Origin of the sequence: Huaxiibacter chinensis (assembly GCF_022171985.1) — a bacterium.
GTDB lineage: Bacteria > Pseudomonadota > Gammaproteobacteria > Enterobacterales > Enterobacteriaceae > Enterobacter > Enterobacter chinensis_A.
Genome location: NZ_JAJVHF010000002.1, coordinates 411,060 through 426,969 on the forward strand (window position 1 = coordinate 411,060; position 15,910 = coordinate 426,969).

13 protein-coding genes and 1 pseudogene are annotated in these 15,910 nt (G+C 54.7%); 9 read left to right on the top strand and 5 right to left on the bottom strand.

The genetic code is table 11. The features are described 5' to 3' along the window. Window positions 1–92: 92 nt before the first annotated feature. Window positions 93–1,394: an MFS transporter gene (locus tag LZP96_RS07805; protein ID WP_064324761.1), complete on the top strand. Its 1,302-nt coding sequence runs from the start codon at window positions 93–95 to the stop codon at window positions 1,392–1,394. Here LZP96_RS07805 and LZP96_RS07810 read toward each other — a convergent pair. From LZP96_RS07810 to satP, 4 genes are all read right to left on the bottom strand, one after another. Next, a complete protein-coding gene (locus LZP96_RS07810; protein ID WP_064324762.1) occupies window positions 1,381–2,508 on the bottom strand; it encodes an ABC transporter substrate-binding protein in 1,128 nt (375 codons plus the stop codon). The two genes, LZP96_RS07805 and LZP96_RS07810, sit on opposite strands and share 14 nt — an antisense overlap. A 16-nt stretch (window positions 2,509–2,524) precedes the next feature. Beyond that, a complete protein-coding gene (locus tag LZP96_RS07815) occupies window positions 2,525–3,301 on the bottom strand; it encodes an ABC transporter ATP-binding protein (RefSeq protein WP_064324763.1) in 777 nt (258 codons plus the stop codon). Continuing rightward, window positions 3,298–4,371, bottom strand: coding sequence for a FecCD family ABC transporter permease (locus LZP96_RS07820; protein ID WP_064324764.1), 1,074 nt, complete (start codon window positions 4,369–4,371; stop codon window positions 3,298–3,300). The genes LZP96_RS07815 and LZP96_RS07820 overlap by 4 nt, the downstream gene beginning before the upstream one ends. A 240-nt stretch (window positions 4,372–4,611) precedes the next feature. Then, on the bottom strand, window positions 4,612–5,178 hold the full coding sequence (satP, locus tag LZP96_RS07825; RefSeq protein WP_064324765.1) for an acetate uptake transporter: 567 nt from the start codon (window positions 5,176–5,178) through the stop codon (window positions 4,612–4,614). A 295-nt stretch (window positions 5,179–5,473) separates the two neighbouring features. Here satP and dnaK point away from each other — a divergent pair, with 295 nt between their 5' ends. The 4 genes from dnaK to nhaR all read left to right on the top strand — a co-directional run bounded on the left by dnaK (window position 5,474) and on the right by nhaR (window position 10,930). After that, on the top strand, window positions 5,474–7,393 hold the full coding sequence (gene dnaK, locus LZP96_RS07830; protein ID WP_064324767.1) for a molecular chaperone DnaK: 1,920 nt from the start codon (window positions 5,474–5,476) through the stop codon (window positions 7,391–7,393). Window positions 7,394–7,477: 84 nt separating this feature from the next. Further along, entirely contained in the window at window positions 7,478–8,626 is a 1,149-nt protein-coding gene (gene dnaJ, locus LZP96_RS07835) for a molecular chaperone DnaJ (protein WP_064324768.1), read from the top strand. Between the two features lie 167 nt (window positions 8,627–8,793). Next, window positions 8,794–9,969 (top strand): Na+/H+ antiporter NhaA, encoded by a 1,176-nt coding sequence (gene nhaA / locus LZP96_RS07840; protein ID WP_064324769.1) that lies wholly within the window; start codon window positions 8,794–8,796, stop codon window positions 9,967–9,969. Window positions 9,970–10,027: 58 nt separating this feature from the next. Continuing rightward, the gene (gene nhaR / locus LZP96_RS07845; RefSeq protein ID WP_064324770.1) at window positions 10,028–10,930 is read left to right on the top strand and encodes a transcriptional activator NhaR; all 903 of its coding nucleotides are present in this window, start codon (window positions 10,028–10,030) and stop codon (window positions 10,928–10,930) included. Window positions 10,931–10,987: 57 nt separating this feature from the next. Here the strand turns inward: nhaR and rpsT are convergent, their stop codons facing one another. Then, window positions 10,988–11,251, bottom strand: a complete 264-nt coding sequence (rpsT, locus tag LZP96_RS07850; RefSeq protein ID WP_003856458.1) for a 30S ribosomal protein S20 — start codon at window positions 11,249–11,251, stop codon at window positions 10,988–10,990. 150 nt (window positions 11,252–11,401) lie between these two features. On the opposite strand from rpsT, the pseudogene LZP96_RS07855 reads away from it, so the two are divergent. The 4 genes and pseudogenes from LZP96_RS07855 to lspA all read left to right on the top strand — a co-directional run bounded on the left by LZP96_RS07855 (window position 11,402) and on the right by lspA (window position 15,872). Beyond that, window positions 11,402–11,572: pseudogene (locus tag LZP96_RS07855) on the top strand (DUF2575 domain-containing protein). A gap of 7 nt (window positions 11,573–11,579) precedes the next feature. Continuing rightward, complete coding sequence (gene ribF, locus LZP96_RS07860) at window positions 11,580–12,518, top strand: bifunctional riboflavin kinase/FAD synthetase (protein WP_064324771.1); 939 nt, start codon at window positions 11,580–11,582, stop codon at window positions 12,516–12,518. Between the two features lie 37 nt (window positions 12,519–12,555). Then, the gene (gene ileS / locus LZP96_RS07865; RefSeq protein ID WP_064324772.1) at window positions 12,556–15,372 is read left to right on the top strand and encodes an isoleucine--tRNA ligase; all 2,817 of its coding nucleotides are present in this window, start codon (window positions 12,556–12,558) and stop codon (window positions 15,370–15,372) included. Continuing rightward, window positions 15,372–15,872, top strand: a complete 501-nt coding sequence (gene lspA, locus LZP96_RS07870; RefSeq protein WP_064324773.1) for a signal peptidase II — start codon at window positions 15,372–15,374, stop codon at window positions 15,870–15,872. Before ileS ends, lspA begins: the two co-directional genes overlap by 1 nt. Window positions 15,873–15,910: the final 38 nt, after the last annotated feature.

Below are 15,910 nucleotides of genomic sequence, written 5' to 3' on the forward strand. Positions count from 1 at the left end.
AGCCGCGATAGCGTGGCGAGACATTTACGGTATAGTAATTTTTTCTTTACGATTACTGTAAAATTATCTCTACGCTATCGAAAGGGTTCCCTATGTCACACTACACGCGGCCGTTGAACCGTCAGGATTACAAAACCCTCACACTTGCCGCCCTGGGCGGTGCGCTGGAGTTTTACGACTTCATCATCTTTGTCTTCTTCGCCTCCGTTGTGGGTGCGCTTTTCTTCCCGACGGATATTCCGGAATGGCTGCGTCAGGTGCAAACCTTCGGCATCTTTGCCGCCGGCTATCTTGCACGTCCGCTGGGTGGGATCATCATGGCGCACTTTGGCGACCTGGTCGGACGCAAAAAGATGTTCACCCTGAGTATCCTGCTGATGGCGGTACCGACCCTGGCGATTGGCCTGCTGCCAACCTATGCATCAATGGGGATTCTGGCGCCGGTGTTACTGCTGCTGATGCGTATTCTGCAAGGCGCCGCCATCGGCGGAGAAGTACCGGGTGCGTGGGTATTTGTCGCTGAGCATGTGCCGGTGCGTCGTATTGGCATTGCCTGCGGAACGCTCACCGCGGGGTTGACGGTGGGGATCCTGCTCGGTTCGGTGGTCGCGACCCTGGTGAATACCAGCATGACCCCAGAAGCGGTGCACGCCTGGGGCTGGCGAATTCCTTTCCTGCTGGGCGGGGCCTTTGGTCTGGTGGCGATGTATTTACGCCGCTGGCTGCAGGAAACACCGATCTTCCTTGAGATGCAGCAACGCAAAGCGCTGGCGCAGGAACTGCCGGTAAAGGCGGTGGTGGTCCATCACAAAAAAGCCGTCGTGGTCTCGATGTTGCTGACCTGGCTGCTCTCTGCGGGCATTGTTGTGGTGATTTTGATGTCACCCGTCTGGCTGCAAAAGCAGTTTGGATTTGCCCCGGCGCTGACGCTGCAGGCCAACAGTATTGCAACCATAATGCTCTGTGTGGGCTGCCTGATAGCGGGCCTGGCCGTGGATCGTTTTGGTTCAAGCCGGACGTTTATTGTCGGTAGCCTGTTACTGGCGGGATCGAGCTGGACGTTTTATCACCTGGTGGGAAGCCACCCTGAACAGCTGTTTTTGTTGTATGGCATGGTGGGGCTGTGCGTTGGCGTGGTGGGTGCCGTGCCGTATGTTATGGTGCGCGCGTTTCCGGCGGAGGTTCGCTTCACCGGGATCTCGTTTTCCTACAATGTTTCCTACGCCATTTTCGGCGGATTAACCCCGATTGCCGTGACGTTACTGATGGGGGTCTCACCGATGGCACCCGCATGGTACGTGCTGGCGCTGGCGCTTATGGGGATGGGAATCGGAGTCTGGTTACACAGAGAGCGCCATCAATGGATGGCGCAAACGCCTGTTAACGAGAGCTGACGCTCAGGATAATTGTGTCATCCGGGATCCGGGTGAACTGTTTAATCAGGGCGTGGAAATCCGCCAGCGGATCCACGTCCGCAAACTGCGCGGGGTAAAATGTTTTACTCAGGATTTCGATGGCAATGATGTTATAGGGGTTGTTGTAGAAGTGATGATACACCGCCCCGGTGTGTCCTTTGACCACGGCAGGAATGCTGCTCACCCCCTGGCGGGAAAGCAGTGCATTAAACGCCATCTGCACCTCTTTTGGATCCACGTTATACCCAAATGGGATCACCGCCGTGCCTTTACCCGGCCTTTTCGAGCCTGTCATCAGGTAGTAATCCGGGTTCATCGAGATAATTTTTTCGACTGAGATAGTGCCGGTCGCGCCAGGTAACAGCTGCGAACCTATGTTAATACCGCCCGCCGCTTCCACGAGACCACCCCAACCGTTACGCGCATGGGTAAAGCAGCAGCCGTTATCCAGCCCGCCCACACCGGCAATGGGTTCAATAAACACCAGCGGTTTTTTGCTGAGGTTGGCCAGACGCTGGTGGATCATATCCAGACGCTGCTGATAGAAATCGATGTAGGCCTGCGCGCGGTCAGTCTGCCCCATCACCTTGCCTAACAGGGCGATGCTTGGCAGGGTGTTTTCGACCGGATGCAGTTCATAATCAACAAACACCACCGGAATATGCAGTGCCTCAAGCTTCGCCAGCACGCCGGTCTGTACGAGCGACGGTTTGGCGCGAAGCTGGGCGATCATCAGATCGGGCTGGCGGGAGATCACCGTTTCCAGGTCGACATTTCCCTGGTCGGAAAACTTCATGTCGAGGATCTTTTCCGCGTCTGGCCATTTACGTTTCAGGACGTTCCAGGTCTCGGAATCCTGTTTCTTTGGCAGATTGTTCCACGCTACCACGTTGGCAAAAGGATTATCGCGGGCCAGCAGGGCGAGCGCGAAGATATCCCGTCCGTCCTGCAAAATAATGCGTTGCGGTTTGTGCTCAATGGTGACGGTACGGTTATCCAAATCTTTAACCGTGACTGGCCAGTCTCCGGCCTGGGCCAGCAGGGGCAAAAGTAAGAAGGCCAGACCGGCCGCGATGCGTGTTTTTAGCGTCATATCTTTCTCATTATTTTTACAGCGTTAATCCATCGACCACCACATGCGGCAGTCCGCGAGAGCAGTATTCAACGCGGCCATCCACGCCGTATACCGTTGCCAGGCTGGCGGCGTTCACCACCTCTTCCGGTAACCCACTGGCAATCAATTCGCCCTCTTTCAGCATCATCGCGTAGTGCGCGTGGCGCAGGGCAATATTGATGTCGTGGATCACCACCACGGTGACGATATTGCGCAACCGGGTTTCACGGGCGACGATATCCATCACGTGGAACTGATAGTTAAGATCGAGAGCGCTTAACGGCTCGTCCAGCAACAGCAGATCCGGTTCGCGAATCAACGACTGCGCAAGGCCAATCAGCTGTTTTTGCCCACCGGAAAGCTGATCGAGGAAGCTCATTGCCAAATGGGCGACCCCCAGTTTTTCGAGAATGGCATAGGCTTCATGTTCTACGTTCTGATGCTGTTCACTGCCGCTGGCGCGGCGGGCAACAATCACCGATTCAAGCGCATGCAGATGCACCCCCTGCGGCAGGGATTGCGGTAAATAGACCACCTTTTGTGCCCGCTTCACGGACGGCATCGTCATAAGATCGTCGCCATTGAGCATCAACTCCCCCTGTGCAGGGTTCAGGTCTGCAAGGGCGCGCAGGAGGGTCGATTTACCTGAACCATTTGGCCCCAGCAGGGCGGTAATTTGCCCGCGAGGAAGCAGCGGCGTGCTGAGGCCCTGTATGATCTTCTTCTTGCGATAACCCGTTTGCAGGTCATGAATGCGCAGTCCGTCGCTCATACGTTCCCCCGATTACGAATTATGATGCTGAGGAAGAACGGCACGCCGACCAGCGAGGTCACAATGCCGACGGGAATGATGACGCCAGACACGATGTTTTTTGACATCACCGATGCCAGAGAGAGCACCAGCGCGCCGATGAGCATGCTGCCGGGCAGATAAAAACGGTGATCTTCGCCGAACATCATGCGCGAGATGTGTGGGGCGACCAGGCCGATAAAGCCTACCGGACCCACAAAGGCCACCGTCAGGGATGAAATAATGCTGATTCGGAGCAGCGTGGCCATACGCAGCTTCTTCACGTTGATGCCAAAACTGACCGCACGATCTTCACCCAGACGCAGCGCGGTGAGTTTCCAGGCATTTTTCAGCGACAGCGGCACGATAATGACCAGCGCGACGGCCAGTATTGCCAGCTTATCCCACGAGGCGCGTGCGAGGCTGCCCATCGTCCAGAAGACCAGCCCCTGCAACGTATCTTCGCTGGCGACAAATTGCAGGATCGAGATCAGTGCGTTGAAGGTAAAGACCAGTGCGATACCAAACAGCACCACCCCCGAGGTGGCTACTCGGGTCCAGCGGCTTATACCGTCGAGAATAAAGCAGGCCAGCAGCGCGAAGACAAACGCATTGGCGGGAATGACCCACTTATCGTCGATGCCAGGAAGGCCTAATCCAAGCACAATCGCCAGCGCTGCGCCAAAGGAGGCGGCAGATGACACGCCCAGGGTAAACGGACTGGCGAGGGGATTATTCAGGATGGTCTGCATTTCTGCTCCTGCCAGCCCCAGCGCTATGCCCACGGCGATAGCCATGAGCGCAAACGGCAAACGAATATCCCAGACGATGACGCGCGTACCCGCCTCCGCAGCCGCCGGATGGATTAACGTGTGCCAGAGCGTGGGAAGGGAGATGCCGGAGGGACCGAGGGTAAAGTCGAGAAGCAGGGAGCAAAGGATGAAAAGCAAAATGACGCCTGCGAGTGCGTAACGACGCCAGATGACCCGACGGTAACGGGAAATAAGGGTGGATTCGTCAGGCTTTACCCTGGCGACAAGGCTGGTATTCATTGGATAACCTTATGCGACACAACAGATCCTGTTACCTCCCACCCTTCCTGTGGAGAGCACTGCATGATGTCCGATATCCGGGAGCGATCCGGTGACCATATTTAAAATGATAATGCTTATCAATTCATTAATAAGGTTATGACGGTTCTATTGATGGATTGTTTGAGGTCTGGTGGAAAAGTATTCAAATCGGAGCGGGGGAGAGACGTGCCTGCGAGCGCAGGCACGTTAAGAACTGGCTTAGTGTTGCTCACCGATCGGCAGAATAGTGCGACCAAACTGCTCGTTCAGCACTTCACCCATTGCCAGGTAGATAGCGCTTGCGCCACACACCAGACCAATCCAGCCGGCAACGTGAACAATACCCTCGTTATCCACCAGATGGCCAATCGCCAGCAGGGCGAACAGCACGGTCAGGCTCAGGAAGACGAACTGCAGCGCGCGGTTAGCTTTAAGGGTGCCGAAGAACATAAACAGCGTGAAGACACCCCACAGACCAAGGTATACGCCCAGGAAGTGAGCGTTAGCCGCGTCTGCCAGGCCCATTTTAGGCATCAGCAGAATCGCAACCAGGGTCAGCCAGAATGAACCGTAAGAGGTAAATGCCGTTAAACCGAAGGTGTTGCCTTTTTTATATTCCAGCAGACCCGCAAAGATTTGTGCGATACCGCCGTAAAAAATGCCCATCGCCAGGATAATGCCATCCATCGGGAACATCCCGATGTTGTGCAGGTTCAGCAGAATGGTGGTCATGCCAAAACCCATCAGGCCCAGCGGAGCCGGATTAGCCAACTTAGTGTTGCCCATAAGTCCTCAAAAAATCATCATTAATATGGTGAAATGGTTAAACCCGCGTCAATTCTCCCTGACGGGGCGCGGCATCATAATGGGCCCCGATCGTCGCGTCTATGATCTCATCAGGGTGAAATTAAAATATTTTTTATCATTGCCCCTTGATGGATGCCGTTGCGACCCCATTTAGTAGTCAACCGCAGTGTGTGGACCTGAAAAAAAGCCAATCTGGACAGTTGAAAAAGCACCTTCTGCCCTTATTACAGGTACACAACCACATGTTGACTGAATTTTTAGTGGAGACGTTTAGATGGGTAAAATTATTGGTATCGACCTGGGTACTACCAACTCTTGTGTAGCGATTATGGACGGCACAACGGCACGCGTGCTGGAGAACGCCGAGGGCGATCGCACCACGCCTTCTATCATTGCGTATACCCAGGATGGTGAAACTCTGGTTGGTCAGCCGGCTAAACGTCAGGCAGTGACAAACCCGCAGAACACCCTGTTCGCGATTAAACGCCTGATTGGTCGCCGCTTCCAGGACGAAGAAGTCCAGCGTGATGAAGCCATCATGCCGTACAAAATCATCGGTGCTGATAACGGTGATGCGTGGATCGACGTGAAAGGTCAGAAAATGGCGCCTCCGCAGATCTCTGCTGAAGTGCTGAAAAAAATGAAGAAAACGGCTGAAGATTATCTGGGCGAACCAGTAACTGAAGCGGTTATCACCGTACCGGCTTATTTCAACGATGCGCAGCGTCAGGCAACCAAAGATGCTGGCCGTATTGCCGGTCTGGAAGTCAAACGTATCATCAACGAACCAACCGCAGCGGCGCTGGCCTACGGTCTGGATAAAGAAGTGGGCAACCGTACTATCGCGGTTTACGACCTCGGTGGCGGTACTTTCGATATCTCTATTATCGAAATCGACGAAGTTGACGGCGAGAAAACCTTCGAAGTTCTGGCGACCAACGGTGATACCCACCTGGGTGGTGAAGACTTCGATAGCCGTATGATCAACTACCTCGTTGACGAGTTTAAGAAAGATCAGGGCATTGACCTGCGTAACGATCCGCTGGCCATGCAGCGCCTGAAAGAAGCCGCTGAAAAAGCGAAGATTGAACTGTCTTCCGCTCAGCAGACCGACGTGAACCTGCCGTACATCACTGCAGATGCGTCTGGTCCTAAACACATGAACATCAAAGTGACCCGTGCGAAACTGGAAAGCCTGGTTGAAGACCTGGTGAACCGTTCCATCGAGCCGCTGAAAGTCGCACTGCAGGATGCTGGCCTGTCCGTCTCTGACATCCAGGACGTTATCCTGGTCGGTGGTCAGACGCGTATGCCAATGGTTCAGAAGAAAGTGGCTGAATTCTTTGGTAAAGAGCCACGTAAAGACGTTAACCCGGACGAAGCTGTTGCTATCGGCGCCGCTGTTCAGGGTGGTGTGTTGACCGGTGAAGTGAAAGACGTATTGCTGCTGGACGTTACCCCGCTGTCTCTGGGTATCGAAACCATGGGTGGCGTTATGACGCCGCTTATCAGCAAAAACACCACCATCCCGACCAAGCACAGCCAGGTGTTCTCTACCGCTGAAGACAACCAGTCTGCGGTAACCATCCATGTGCTGCAGGGTGAGCGTAAACGTGCTGCGGATAACAAAGATCTGGGCCAGTTTAACCTCGACGGTATCAGCCCGGCTCCGCGCGGCATGCCTCAGATTGAAGTCACCTTCGACATCGATGCTGACGGTATTCTGCATGTGTCTGCAAAAGACAAAAACAGCGGTAAAGAGCAGAAGATCACCATCAAGGCTTCTTCTGGTCTGAACGAAGAAGAGATCGAAAAAATGGTCCGTGACGCAGAAGCGAATGCCGAATCTGACCGTAAGTTCGAAGAGCTGGTTCAGACCCGTAACCAGGGTGACCATCTGCTGCACAGCACCCGCAAGCAGGTTGAAGAAGTGGGCGAGCAGCTGCCAGCGGACGACAAAGCCGCTATCGAGACTGCACTGAGCGCGCTGGAAACTTCTCTGAAAGGAGAAGACAAAGCGGACATCGAAGCGAAGATGCAGGAGCTGGCACAGGCTTCTCAGAAGCTGATGGAAATCGCTCAGCAGCAGCATGCACAGCAGCAGGCAGGTGCAGGCGCTGATGCTTCTCAGAACAACGCGAAAGACGACGACGTTGTCGATGCTGAGTTCGAAGAAGTTAAAGACAAAAAATAATCGCCCTTTGAACGGGTAATTACTGGCACGGGCGAAGAGGTTTCCTCTCCGCCCGTGCACGCATGTTAGGGGCTGAAAAAACCAATGGCAAAGCAAGATTATTACGAGATTTTGGGCGTTTCCAAAACAGCGGAAGAGCGCGAAATCAAAAAGGCGTACAAGCGCCTGGCCATGAAATTTCACCCGGACCGTAATCAGGGTGACAAAGAGGCCGAAGCCAAATTTAAAGAAATCAAAGAAGCGTATGAAATTCTGACCGACGCGCAAAAACGTGCTGCCTACGATCAATACGGCCATGCCGCATTTGAACAGGGCGGTATGGGTGGCGGTGGTTACGGCGGCGGCGGCTTTGGTGGCGGCGGCGCTGATTTTGGCGATATCTTTGGCGACGTTTTTGGCGACATCTTCGGTGGTGGGCGTGGACGTCAGCGCGCGTCGCGCGGCGCGGATCTGCGCTACAACATGGATCTGACGCTGGAAGAAGCCGTACGCGGCGTGACCAAAGAGATCCGTATTCCTACGCTCGAAGAGTGTGACGTCTGCCACGGCAGCGGCGCGAAAGCGGGAACCAAGCCACAGACCTGTCCAACCTGTCACGGTTCTGGCCAGGTGCAGATCCGTCAGGGATTCTTTGCCGTGCAGCAGGCGTGTCCTCACTGTCATGGTCGCGGCACGCTGATTAAAGATCCTTGCAACAGCTGCCACGGTCATGGTCGCGTTGAGAAAACGAAAACCCTGTCCGTGAAAATTCCGGCAGGCGTCGATACCGGTGACCGCATTCGTCTGACGGGTGAAGGTGAGGCCGGTGAGCAGGGCGCACCAGCAGGCGATCTGTACGTTCAGGTTCAGGTTAAGCAGCACGCTATTTTCGAGCGTGAAGGCAATAACCTTTACTGTGAAGTGCCGATCAACTTTGCTATGGCCGCGCTCGGTGGCGAAATTGAAGTGCCAACGCTTGATGGGCGTGTGAATCTGAAAGTGCCAGGTGAAACGCAGACCGGTAAATTGTTCCGTATGCGTGGCAAAGGCGTGAAATCCGTCCGGGGTGGCGCGCAGGGAGACCTGCTTTGCCGCGTGGTCGTGGAAACGCCAGTTAGCCTTAACGATAAGCAGAAACAGCTCCTGAAAGAGCTGCAGGAAAGCTTCGGTGGCCCGACGGGTGAGAAAAATAGCCCACGCTCTAAAAGCTTCTTCGACGGCGTCAAAAAATTCTTCGATGACCTGACCCGCTAAGCCTTTAGCTATAATCATCCCAAAAGCCCGGAAGCAATTCCGGGTTTTTTTTCGCAAAAATGCTCGGTAAAACTGAGCTTAGACTCAATATTAAACTGTTTTTGCCGAGTTATTTGTCCTGTTATGATGGTTTTTACGAGGTATTGTCGTAAATAAGGATGATTTAAGTGAAATTACTACAACGTTTCTTCAGCAACGAAGCCTCGGGCGGTATCGTGCTGATCGTGGCCGCAGCACTGGCTATGGTGCTGGCGAACCTGGGATCAACCCAGGGAATTTATCATGCGTTTCTGGAAACGCCGGTTGAGCTGCGCGTGGGCGCGCTCGAAATTAATAAAAACATGCTGCTGTGGATTAACGACGCCCTGATGGCGGTCTTTTTCCTGCTGGTAGGTCTGGAAGTGAAACGTGAACTGGTGCTTGGCTCGCTTGCCAGCCGCCAGCGCGCCGCTTTCCCGGTTATTGCGGCCATCGGCGGTATGGTGGTTCCCGCACTGCTTTATCTGGCTTTTAACTATCAGGACCCGATTGCGCGACAGGGCTGGGCCATTCCCGCGGCAACAGATATTGCCTTTGCGCTGGGCGTGCTGGCGCTGCTCGGAAGCCGGGTCCCCACGGCTCTGAAGATTTTCCTGATGGCGCTGGCAATTATCGATGACCTCGGCGCGATCGTTATCATTGCGCTTTTCTATACCAGCGACCTGTCGATCCTGTCACTCACCGTTGCCGCTTGTGCTATTGCGGTTCTGGCGCTGCTGAATCTGCTTAACGTGCGCCGCATTGGGATTTACATTCTGGTGGGGGTGGTGTTGTGGACCGCGGTGCTGAAATCGGGCGTTCACGCGACGCTGGCGGGCGTGATTATTGGCTTCCTGATCCCGCTGAAAGAGCAGAACGGTAAATCACCGGCTAAACAGTTAGAACATATCTTGCACCCGTGGGTCGCGTTTATGATTTTGCCGCTGTTTGCATTTGCCAACGCAGGCGTGTCGCTAAAAGGCGTGACCCTCGAAGGGCTGACCGGCATGTTGCCCCTGGGTATTATCGCTGGCCTGTTTATCGGTAAGCCGCTGGGGATCAGCCTGTTCTGCTGGCTGGCCGTTAAGCTCAAACTGGCTTCGTTGCCGCACGGCACCACTTTCCGCCAGATTATGGCCGTGGGTATACTGTGCGGTATTGGCTTCACCATGTCGATTTTCATCTCGACGCTGGCGTTCGCTTCAGTGGATCCTGAGCTTATCGTCTGGGCGAAACTCGGTATCCTGACCGGCTCGCTGCTTGCGGCGTTTGTTGGCTATACCTTACTCAGGGTAAAGTTATCCGGTGAGGCGCAGCCCGCTTAATCGAAACAGGGGAGAGAGCTGAGACTCTCTCCCGACATCACGCTCAGGGAGAGAAGGCATGTCTTATATCAATTACAACCATCTGTACTATTTCTGGCATGTTTACAAAGAAGGCTCTGTTGTCGGTGCGGCGGAGGCGCTTTTTCTGACGCCGCAAACCATCACCGGGCAGATAAAGGCGCTTGAAGAGCGACTTCAGGGCAAGCTTTTTAAGCGCAAAGGAAGAGGGATCGAGCCAACCGAATTGGGGGAACTGGTCTTTCGCTACGCGGATAAAATGTTCACGCTCAGCCAGGAAATGCTGGATATCGTTAACTATCGCAAGGAATCGAACCTGCTCTTTGATGTGGGCGTGGCGGATGCACTGTCCAAACGGTTGGTCAGCGGCGTGCTGGACGCGGCCGTGGTAGAAGATGAACAGATTCACCTGCGCTGCTTTGAATCCACGCACGAGATGCTTCTGGAGCAGCTCAGCCAGCACAAGCTGGATATGATTATTTCGGACTGCCCGATCGATTCCACGCAGCAGGAAGGGCTGTTCTCGGTGAAGATTGGCGAGTGCGGCGTCAGTTTCTGGTGTATCAATCCGCCACCGAAAAAACCGTTCCCGGCCTGTCTCGAAGAGCGTCGTTTACTGGTCCCGGGTCGTCGTTCCATGCTCGGACGCAAATTGCTGAACTGGTTTAACTCGCAGGGGCTGAAGGTGGAAATTCTGGGTGAGTTTGACGATGCAGCCCTGATGAAGGCCTTTGGCGAAGCTCACAACGCGATCTTCGTTGCGCCAACGCTCTACGCGCTCGATCTCTATACGGACGACAAGATAACGGAGATTGGACGGGTGGATAATGTGATGGAGGAGTATCACGCTATATTTGCTGAACGAATGATTCAGCATCCGGCGGTGCAGCGTATCTGTCAACGCGATTACTCGGCTTTATTCACGCCGCCTGCGACACGTTAAGGCCATAAAAAAACCCGCGTTAAGCGGGTTCTTTAAACAAGCAACAACAAGTAGCGATTAAGCCAGTTTGTTGATCTGCGCAGTCAGGTTTGCTTTATGACGCGCTGCTTTGTTCTTATGGATCAGACCTTTAGCAGCCTGACGATCCACGATTGGTTGCATTTCGTTAAATGCGTTCTGCGCTGCAGCTTTGTCGCCAGCTTCGATTGCTGCGTATACTTTCTTGATGAAGGTACGCATCATAGAGCGACGGCTTGCGTTGTGCTTACGAGCCTTTTCAGACTGTACTGCACGTTTCTTAGCTGATTTGATATTAGCCAAGTCCAACTCCCAAATATGATCTATGTGGACAATTCAAAGGCCGAGGAATATGCCCTCTATACCTTCTTTTGTCAATGGATTTGTGCAAATAAGCGCCGTTAATAAGGCGACGCTACGTTACGTAGTGATGGCGCAGGATTCTACCAGCTTGTGCGCCCTGAATACAGCCTTTAGGCGATAAAAATCGCATCAGGCGGGCAGTTTTTTTTACCTGAAGCGGCAACCATTATGAAATCATACGGCTTTCTGATTTGAGGGAACAATCGCCGGTTAACCTTAACCGCTGTACAAGGTATACTCGTGCGATTTTCACTGTTTTGAGCCTGTCATGAAGCTGATACGCGGCATACATAATCTCAGTCACGCCCCGCACGGGTGCGTACTGACCATTGGTAATTTCGACGGCGTGCATCGTGGGCATCAGGCGCTGTTGCAGGGACTGCGTAAAGAGGGCCAGGCCCGCGGGTTACCCGTGGTGGTCATGATCTTCGAGCCGCAGCCGCTGGAGTTGTTTGCGGGTGACAAAGCGCCAGCGCGCTTGACGCGTCTGCGCGATAAGCTGCGCTATCTGGCACAGAGCGGTGTGGACTACGTGCTATGCGTGCGCTTTGACCGCCGTTTTGCCGCCTTGACCGCACAAAACTTTGTCGGCGATCTGCTGGTGAAACGCCTCGGGGTACAGTTTCTGGCCGTAGGCGATGATTTCCGCTTTGGTGCTGGTCGTCAGGGCGATTTCTTGTTATTACAGAAAGCAGGGCTGGAATACGGTTTTGATGTCACCAGCACCCTGACCTTCTGCGAAGGCGGCGTTCGGGTCAGCAGCACGGCGGTACGCCAGGCGCTGGCCGACGATCGACTGGACGTGGCGGAGACCCTGCTAGGGCATCCGTTCTCCATTTCCGGCCGCGTGGTTCATGGCGACGCATTAGGTCGCACAATAGGTTTCCCGACGGCGAACGTACCGCTACGTCGTCAGGTGTCCCCGGTGAAAGGGGTTTATGCGGTAGAAGTAACCGGGCTGGGTGATAAACCTTTACCGGGGGTGGCTAACATCGGCACCCGTCCAACAGTGGCAGGCGTACGTCAGCAACTCGAAGTGCATCTGCTGGACGTTGTAATGGACCTCTATGGTCGCCATATAGATGTAATCCTGCGTAAAAAGATACGCAATGAGCAGCGATTTGCTTCGCTTGATGAGCTGAAAGCGCAAATCGCCCGCGATGAGTTAACGGCCCGCGATTTTTTTGGGCTATCGAACCCGGCTTAACGCCTGAACGAGTTTTAAATACGGAACCGAGAATCTGATGAGTGACTATAAATCGACCCTGAATTTGCCGGAAACAGGGTTCCCGATGCGCGGCGATCTCGCCAAGCGTGAACCGGGAATGCTGGCGCGTTGGACCGATGATGACCTGTACGGCATCATTCGTGCAGCTAAAAAAGGCAAAAAAACCTTCATTCTGCATGATGGCCCTCCATATGCGAATGGCAGCATTCATATTGGTCACTCTGTAAACAAGATTCTGAAAGACATTATCGTGAAGTCCAAAGGACTCGCGGGCTTCGACTCGCCGTATGTACCGGGTTGGGACTGTCACGGTCTGCCGATCGAGCTGAAGGTAGAGCAGGAATACGGTAAGCCGGGTGAAAAATTCACCGCGGCTGAATTCCGCGCCAAATGCCGTGAATACGCAGCCGCGCAGGTTGACGGCCAGCGTAAAGATTTTATCCGCCTGGGCGTGCTGGGCGACTGGTCTCGTCCTTACCTGACCATGGATTTCAAAACAGAAGCGAACATCATCCGCGCTCTGGGCAAAATCATTGGCAACGGCCACCTGCACAAAGGCGCGAAGCCGGTGCACTGGTGCGTTGACTGCCGTTCTGCGCTGGCAGAAGCGGAAGTGGAGTATTACGACAAAACCTCTCCGTCTATCGACGTGGCGTTTCATGCCGTCGATCAGGATGCGGTGAAAGCTAAATTTGGCGTGTCGTCGGTAAACGGCCCAGTCTCGCTGGTTATCTGGACCACGACTCCGTGGACGCTGCCTGCTAACCGCGCGATCTCGCTCTCGGCTGATTTTGAATACGCGCTGGTGCAGATTGACGGTCAGGCGGTGATCCTGGCAAAAGATCTGGTGGAAAGCGTCCTGAAACGTGCCCACATTGATAACTTCACCGTGCTGGGCACCGTGAACGGCGCTGAGCTTGAGCTGATGCGCTTCAAACATCCGTTCCTTGATTTCGATGTGCCGGCGATTCTGGGCGATCACGTGACTCTGGAAGCCGGTACCGGTGCGGTTCATACCGCCGGTGGCCACGGCCCTGACGACTACAACATCAGCCTGAAATACGGTCTGGAAATCGCTAACCCGGTTGGTCCTGACGGCGCTTATCTGCCTGGCACCTACCCGGCGCTGGACGGGATCAACGTCTTCAAGGCCAACGACATCATTGTCGACATTCTGCGCACCCGCGGCGCGCTGCTGCACGTAGAAAAAATGCAGCACAGCTATCCGTGCTGCTGGCGTCACAAAACGCCGATCATCTTCCGTGCCACCCCGCAGTGGTTCATCAGCATGGATCAGAAAGGCCTGCGCGCGCAGTCTCTGAAAGAGATCAAAGGCGTGCAGTGGATCCCGGACTGGGGCCAGGCGCGTATCGAATCCATGGTGGCGAATCGTCCTGACTGGTGTATCTCCCGTCAGCGTACCTGGGGCGTGCCGATGTCTCTGTTTGTGCATAAAGAGACGCAGGAACTGCACCCGAACACGCTGGAGCTGATGGAAGAAGTGGCGAAGCGCGTTGAAGTCGACGGCATCCAGGCATGGTGGGATCTCGATTCCCGCGACATCCTGGGCGCGGACGCGGACAGTTACGAGAAAGTGCCGGATACCCTGGACGTGTGGTTCGACTCCGGTTCAACGCACTCCTCCGTTGTAGACGTGCGTCCGGAATTCGCGGGCCACGCGGCTGATATGTATCTGGAAGGTTCAGACCAACACCGCGGCTGGTTTATGTCATCTCTGATGATCTCGACCGCCATGAAAGGTAAAGCACCGTACCGCCAGGTGCTGACCCACGGTTTCACCGTGGATGGTCAGGGCCGTAAGATGTCCAAATCAATCGGCAACACCGTTTCTCCGCAGGATGTGATGAACAAACTGGGCGCGGATATTCTGCGTCTGTGGGTCGCGTCTACCGACTACACCGGCGAAATGGCGGTGTCTGACGAGATCCTGAAACGCGCTGCCGACAGCTATCGTCGTATCCGTAATACCGCGCGCTTCCTGCTGGCGAACCTGAACGGGTTCGATCCGGTAAACGATATGGTGAAACCGGAAGAGATGGTGGTGCTGGATCGCTGGGCGGTAGGCTGCGCGCAAGCGGCACAGGACGATATCCTGAAAGCGTATGAATCTTACGACTTCCACGAAGTGGTGCAGCGCCTGATGCGCTTCTGCTCCATCGAGATGGGCTCGTTCTACCTCGACATCATCAAAGACCGTCAGTACACCGCGAAAGCGGACAGCGTGGCGCGTCGTAGCTGCCAGACCGCGCTGTACCACATTGCAGAAGCGCTGGTTCGCTGGATGGCTCCGATCATGTCCTTCACCGCCGATGAAATCTGGGGTTACCTGCCAGGTGAACGCGAGCAGTATGTCTTTACGGGTGAATGGTACGAAGGTCTGTTTGGTCTTGCGGATACCGAAGCCATGAACGATACCTTCTGGGATGACCTGCTGAAAGTGCGTGGGGAAGTGAACAAAGTTATCGAGCAGGCGCGTGCTGACAAGAAAGTCGGTGGTTCGCTGGAAGCGGCAGTGACGCTGTACGCAGAACCCGAACTGGCGGCAAAACTGACGGCGCTGGGCGATGAATTACGATTTGTCCTGTTGACCTCGGGTGCTCAGGTTGCCGATTATGCACAGGCCTCCGCTGACGCTCAGCAGAGCGAACTGCTCAAAGGGCTGAAGGTGGCGTTGAGCAAAGCCGACGGTGAGAAATGCCCGCGCTGCTGGCATTACACCACCGATATCGGTCAGGTGGCGGAACATGCAGATATCTGTGGACGCTGTGTCAGTAACATCGCCGGTGATGGCGAAAAACGTAAGTTTGCCTGATGACTAAATCGTTCAGTTCAACAGGACTGCGCTGGCTGTGGCTGGTGGTGGTCGTGCTGATTATCGATTTGGGCAGTAAATTCCTGATCCTCCAGAACTTTGCTCTGGGGGAGACGGTTTCGCTGTTCCCGTCGCTTAATCTGCATTATGCGCGCAACTATGGCGCCGCGTTTAGCTTCCTCGCCGACAGCGGCGGCTGGCAGCGTTGGTTCTTTGCCGGTATCGCACTGGGTATCTGCGTGGTGCTAACGGTGCTGATGTATCGCTCGAAAGCGACGCAGAAGCTGAATAACATCGCTTACGCGCTGATCATTGGCGGTGCGCTGGGCAATCTGTTCGATCGTCTGTGGCACGGCTTTGTGGTCGATATGATCGACTTCTACGTCGGCGACTGGCATTTCGCCACCTTTAACCTGGCCGACAGCGCAATCTGTGTGGGTGCCGCGTTAATCGTGCTGGAAGGCTTCCTGCCGAAACCGGCGGCGAAAGAGCAGGCGTAATTATCCCTGACCGGCGGCGCTGCACGCGCGGCGTCACC

What these genes read in the sequence shown, in the direction of transcription:
- LZP96_RS07805 (WP_064324761.1), top strand. Translation starts at nt 93, where the DNA reads ATGTCACACTACACGCGGCCGTTGAACCGTCAGGATTACAAAACCCTC.
- LZP96_RS07810 (WP_064324762.1), bottom strand. Translation starts at nt 2,508, where the DNA reads ATGACGCTAAAAACACGCATCGCGGCCGGTCTGGCCTTCTTACTTTTG.
- LZP96_RS07815 (WP_064324763.1), bottom strand. Translation starts at nt 3,301, where the DNA reads ATGAGCGACGGACTGCGCATTCATGACCTGCAAACGGGTTATCGCAAG.
- LZP96_RS07820 (WP_064324764.1), bottom strand. Translation starts at nt 4,371, where the DNA reads ATGAATACCAGCCTTGTCGCCAGGGTAAAGCCTGACGAATCCACCCTT.
- satP (WP_064324765.1), bottom strand. Translation starts at nt 5,178, where the DNA reads ATGGGCAACACTAAGTTGGCTAATCCGGCTCCGCTGGGCCTGATGGGT.
- dnaK (WP_064324767.1), top strand. Translation starts at nt 5,474, where the DNA reads ATGGGTAAAATTATTGGTATCGACCTGGGTACTACCAACTCTTGTGTA.
- dnaJ (WP_064324768.1), top strand. Translation starts at nt 7,478, where the DNA reads ATGGCAAAGCAAGATTATTACGAGATTTTGGGCGTTTCCAAAACAGCG.
- nhaR (WP_064324770.1), top strand. Translation starts at nt 10,028, where the DNA reads ATGTCTTATATCAATTACAACCATCTGTACTATTTCTGGCATGTTTAC.
- ribF (WP_064324771.1), top strand. Translation starts at nt 11,580, where the DNA reads ATGAAGCTGATACGCGGCATACATAATCTCAGTCACGCCCCGCACGGG.
- ileS (WP_064324772.1), top strand. Translation starts at nt 12,556, where the DNA reads ATGAGTGACTATAAATCGACCCTGAATTTGCCGGAAACAGGGTTCCCG.
- lspA (WP_064324773.1), top strand. Translation starts at nt 15,372, where the DNA reads ATGACTAAATCGTTCAGTTCAACAGGACTGCGCTGGCTGTGGCTGGTG.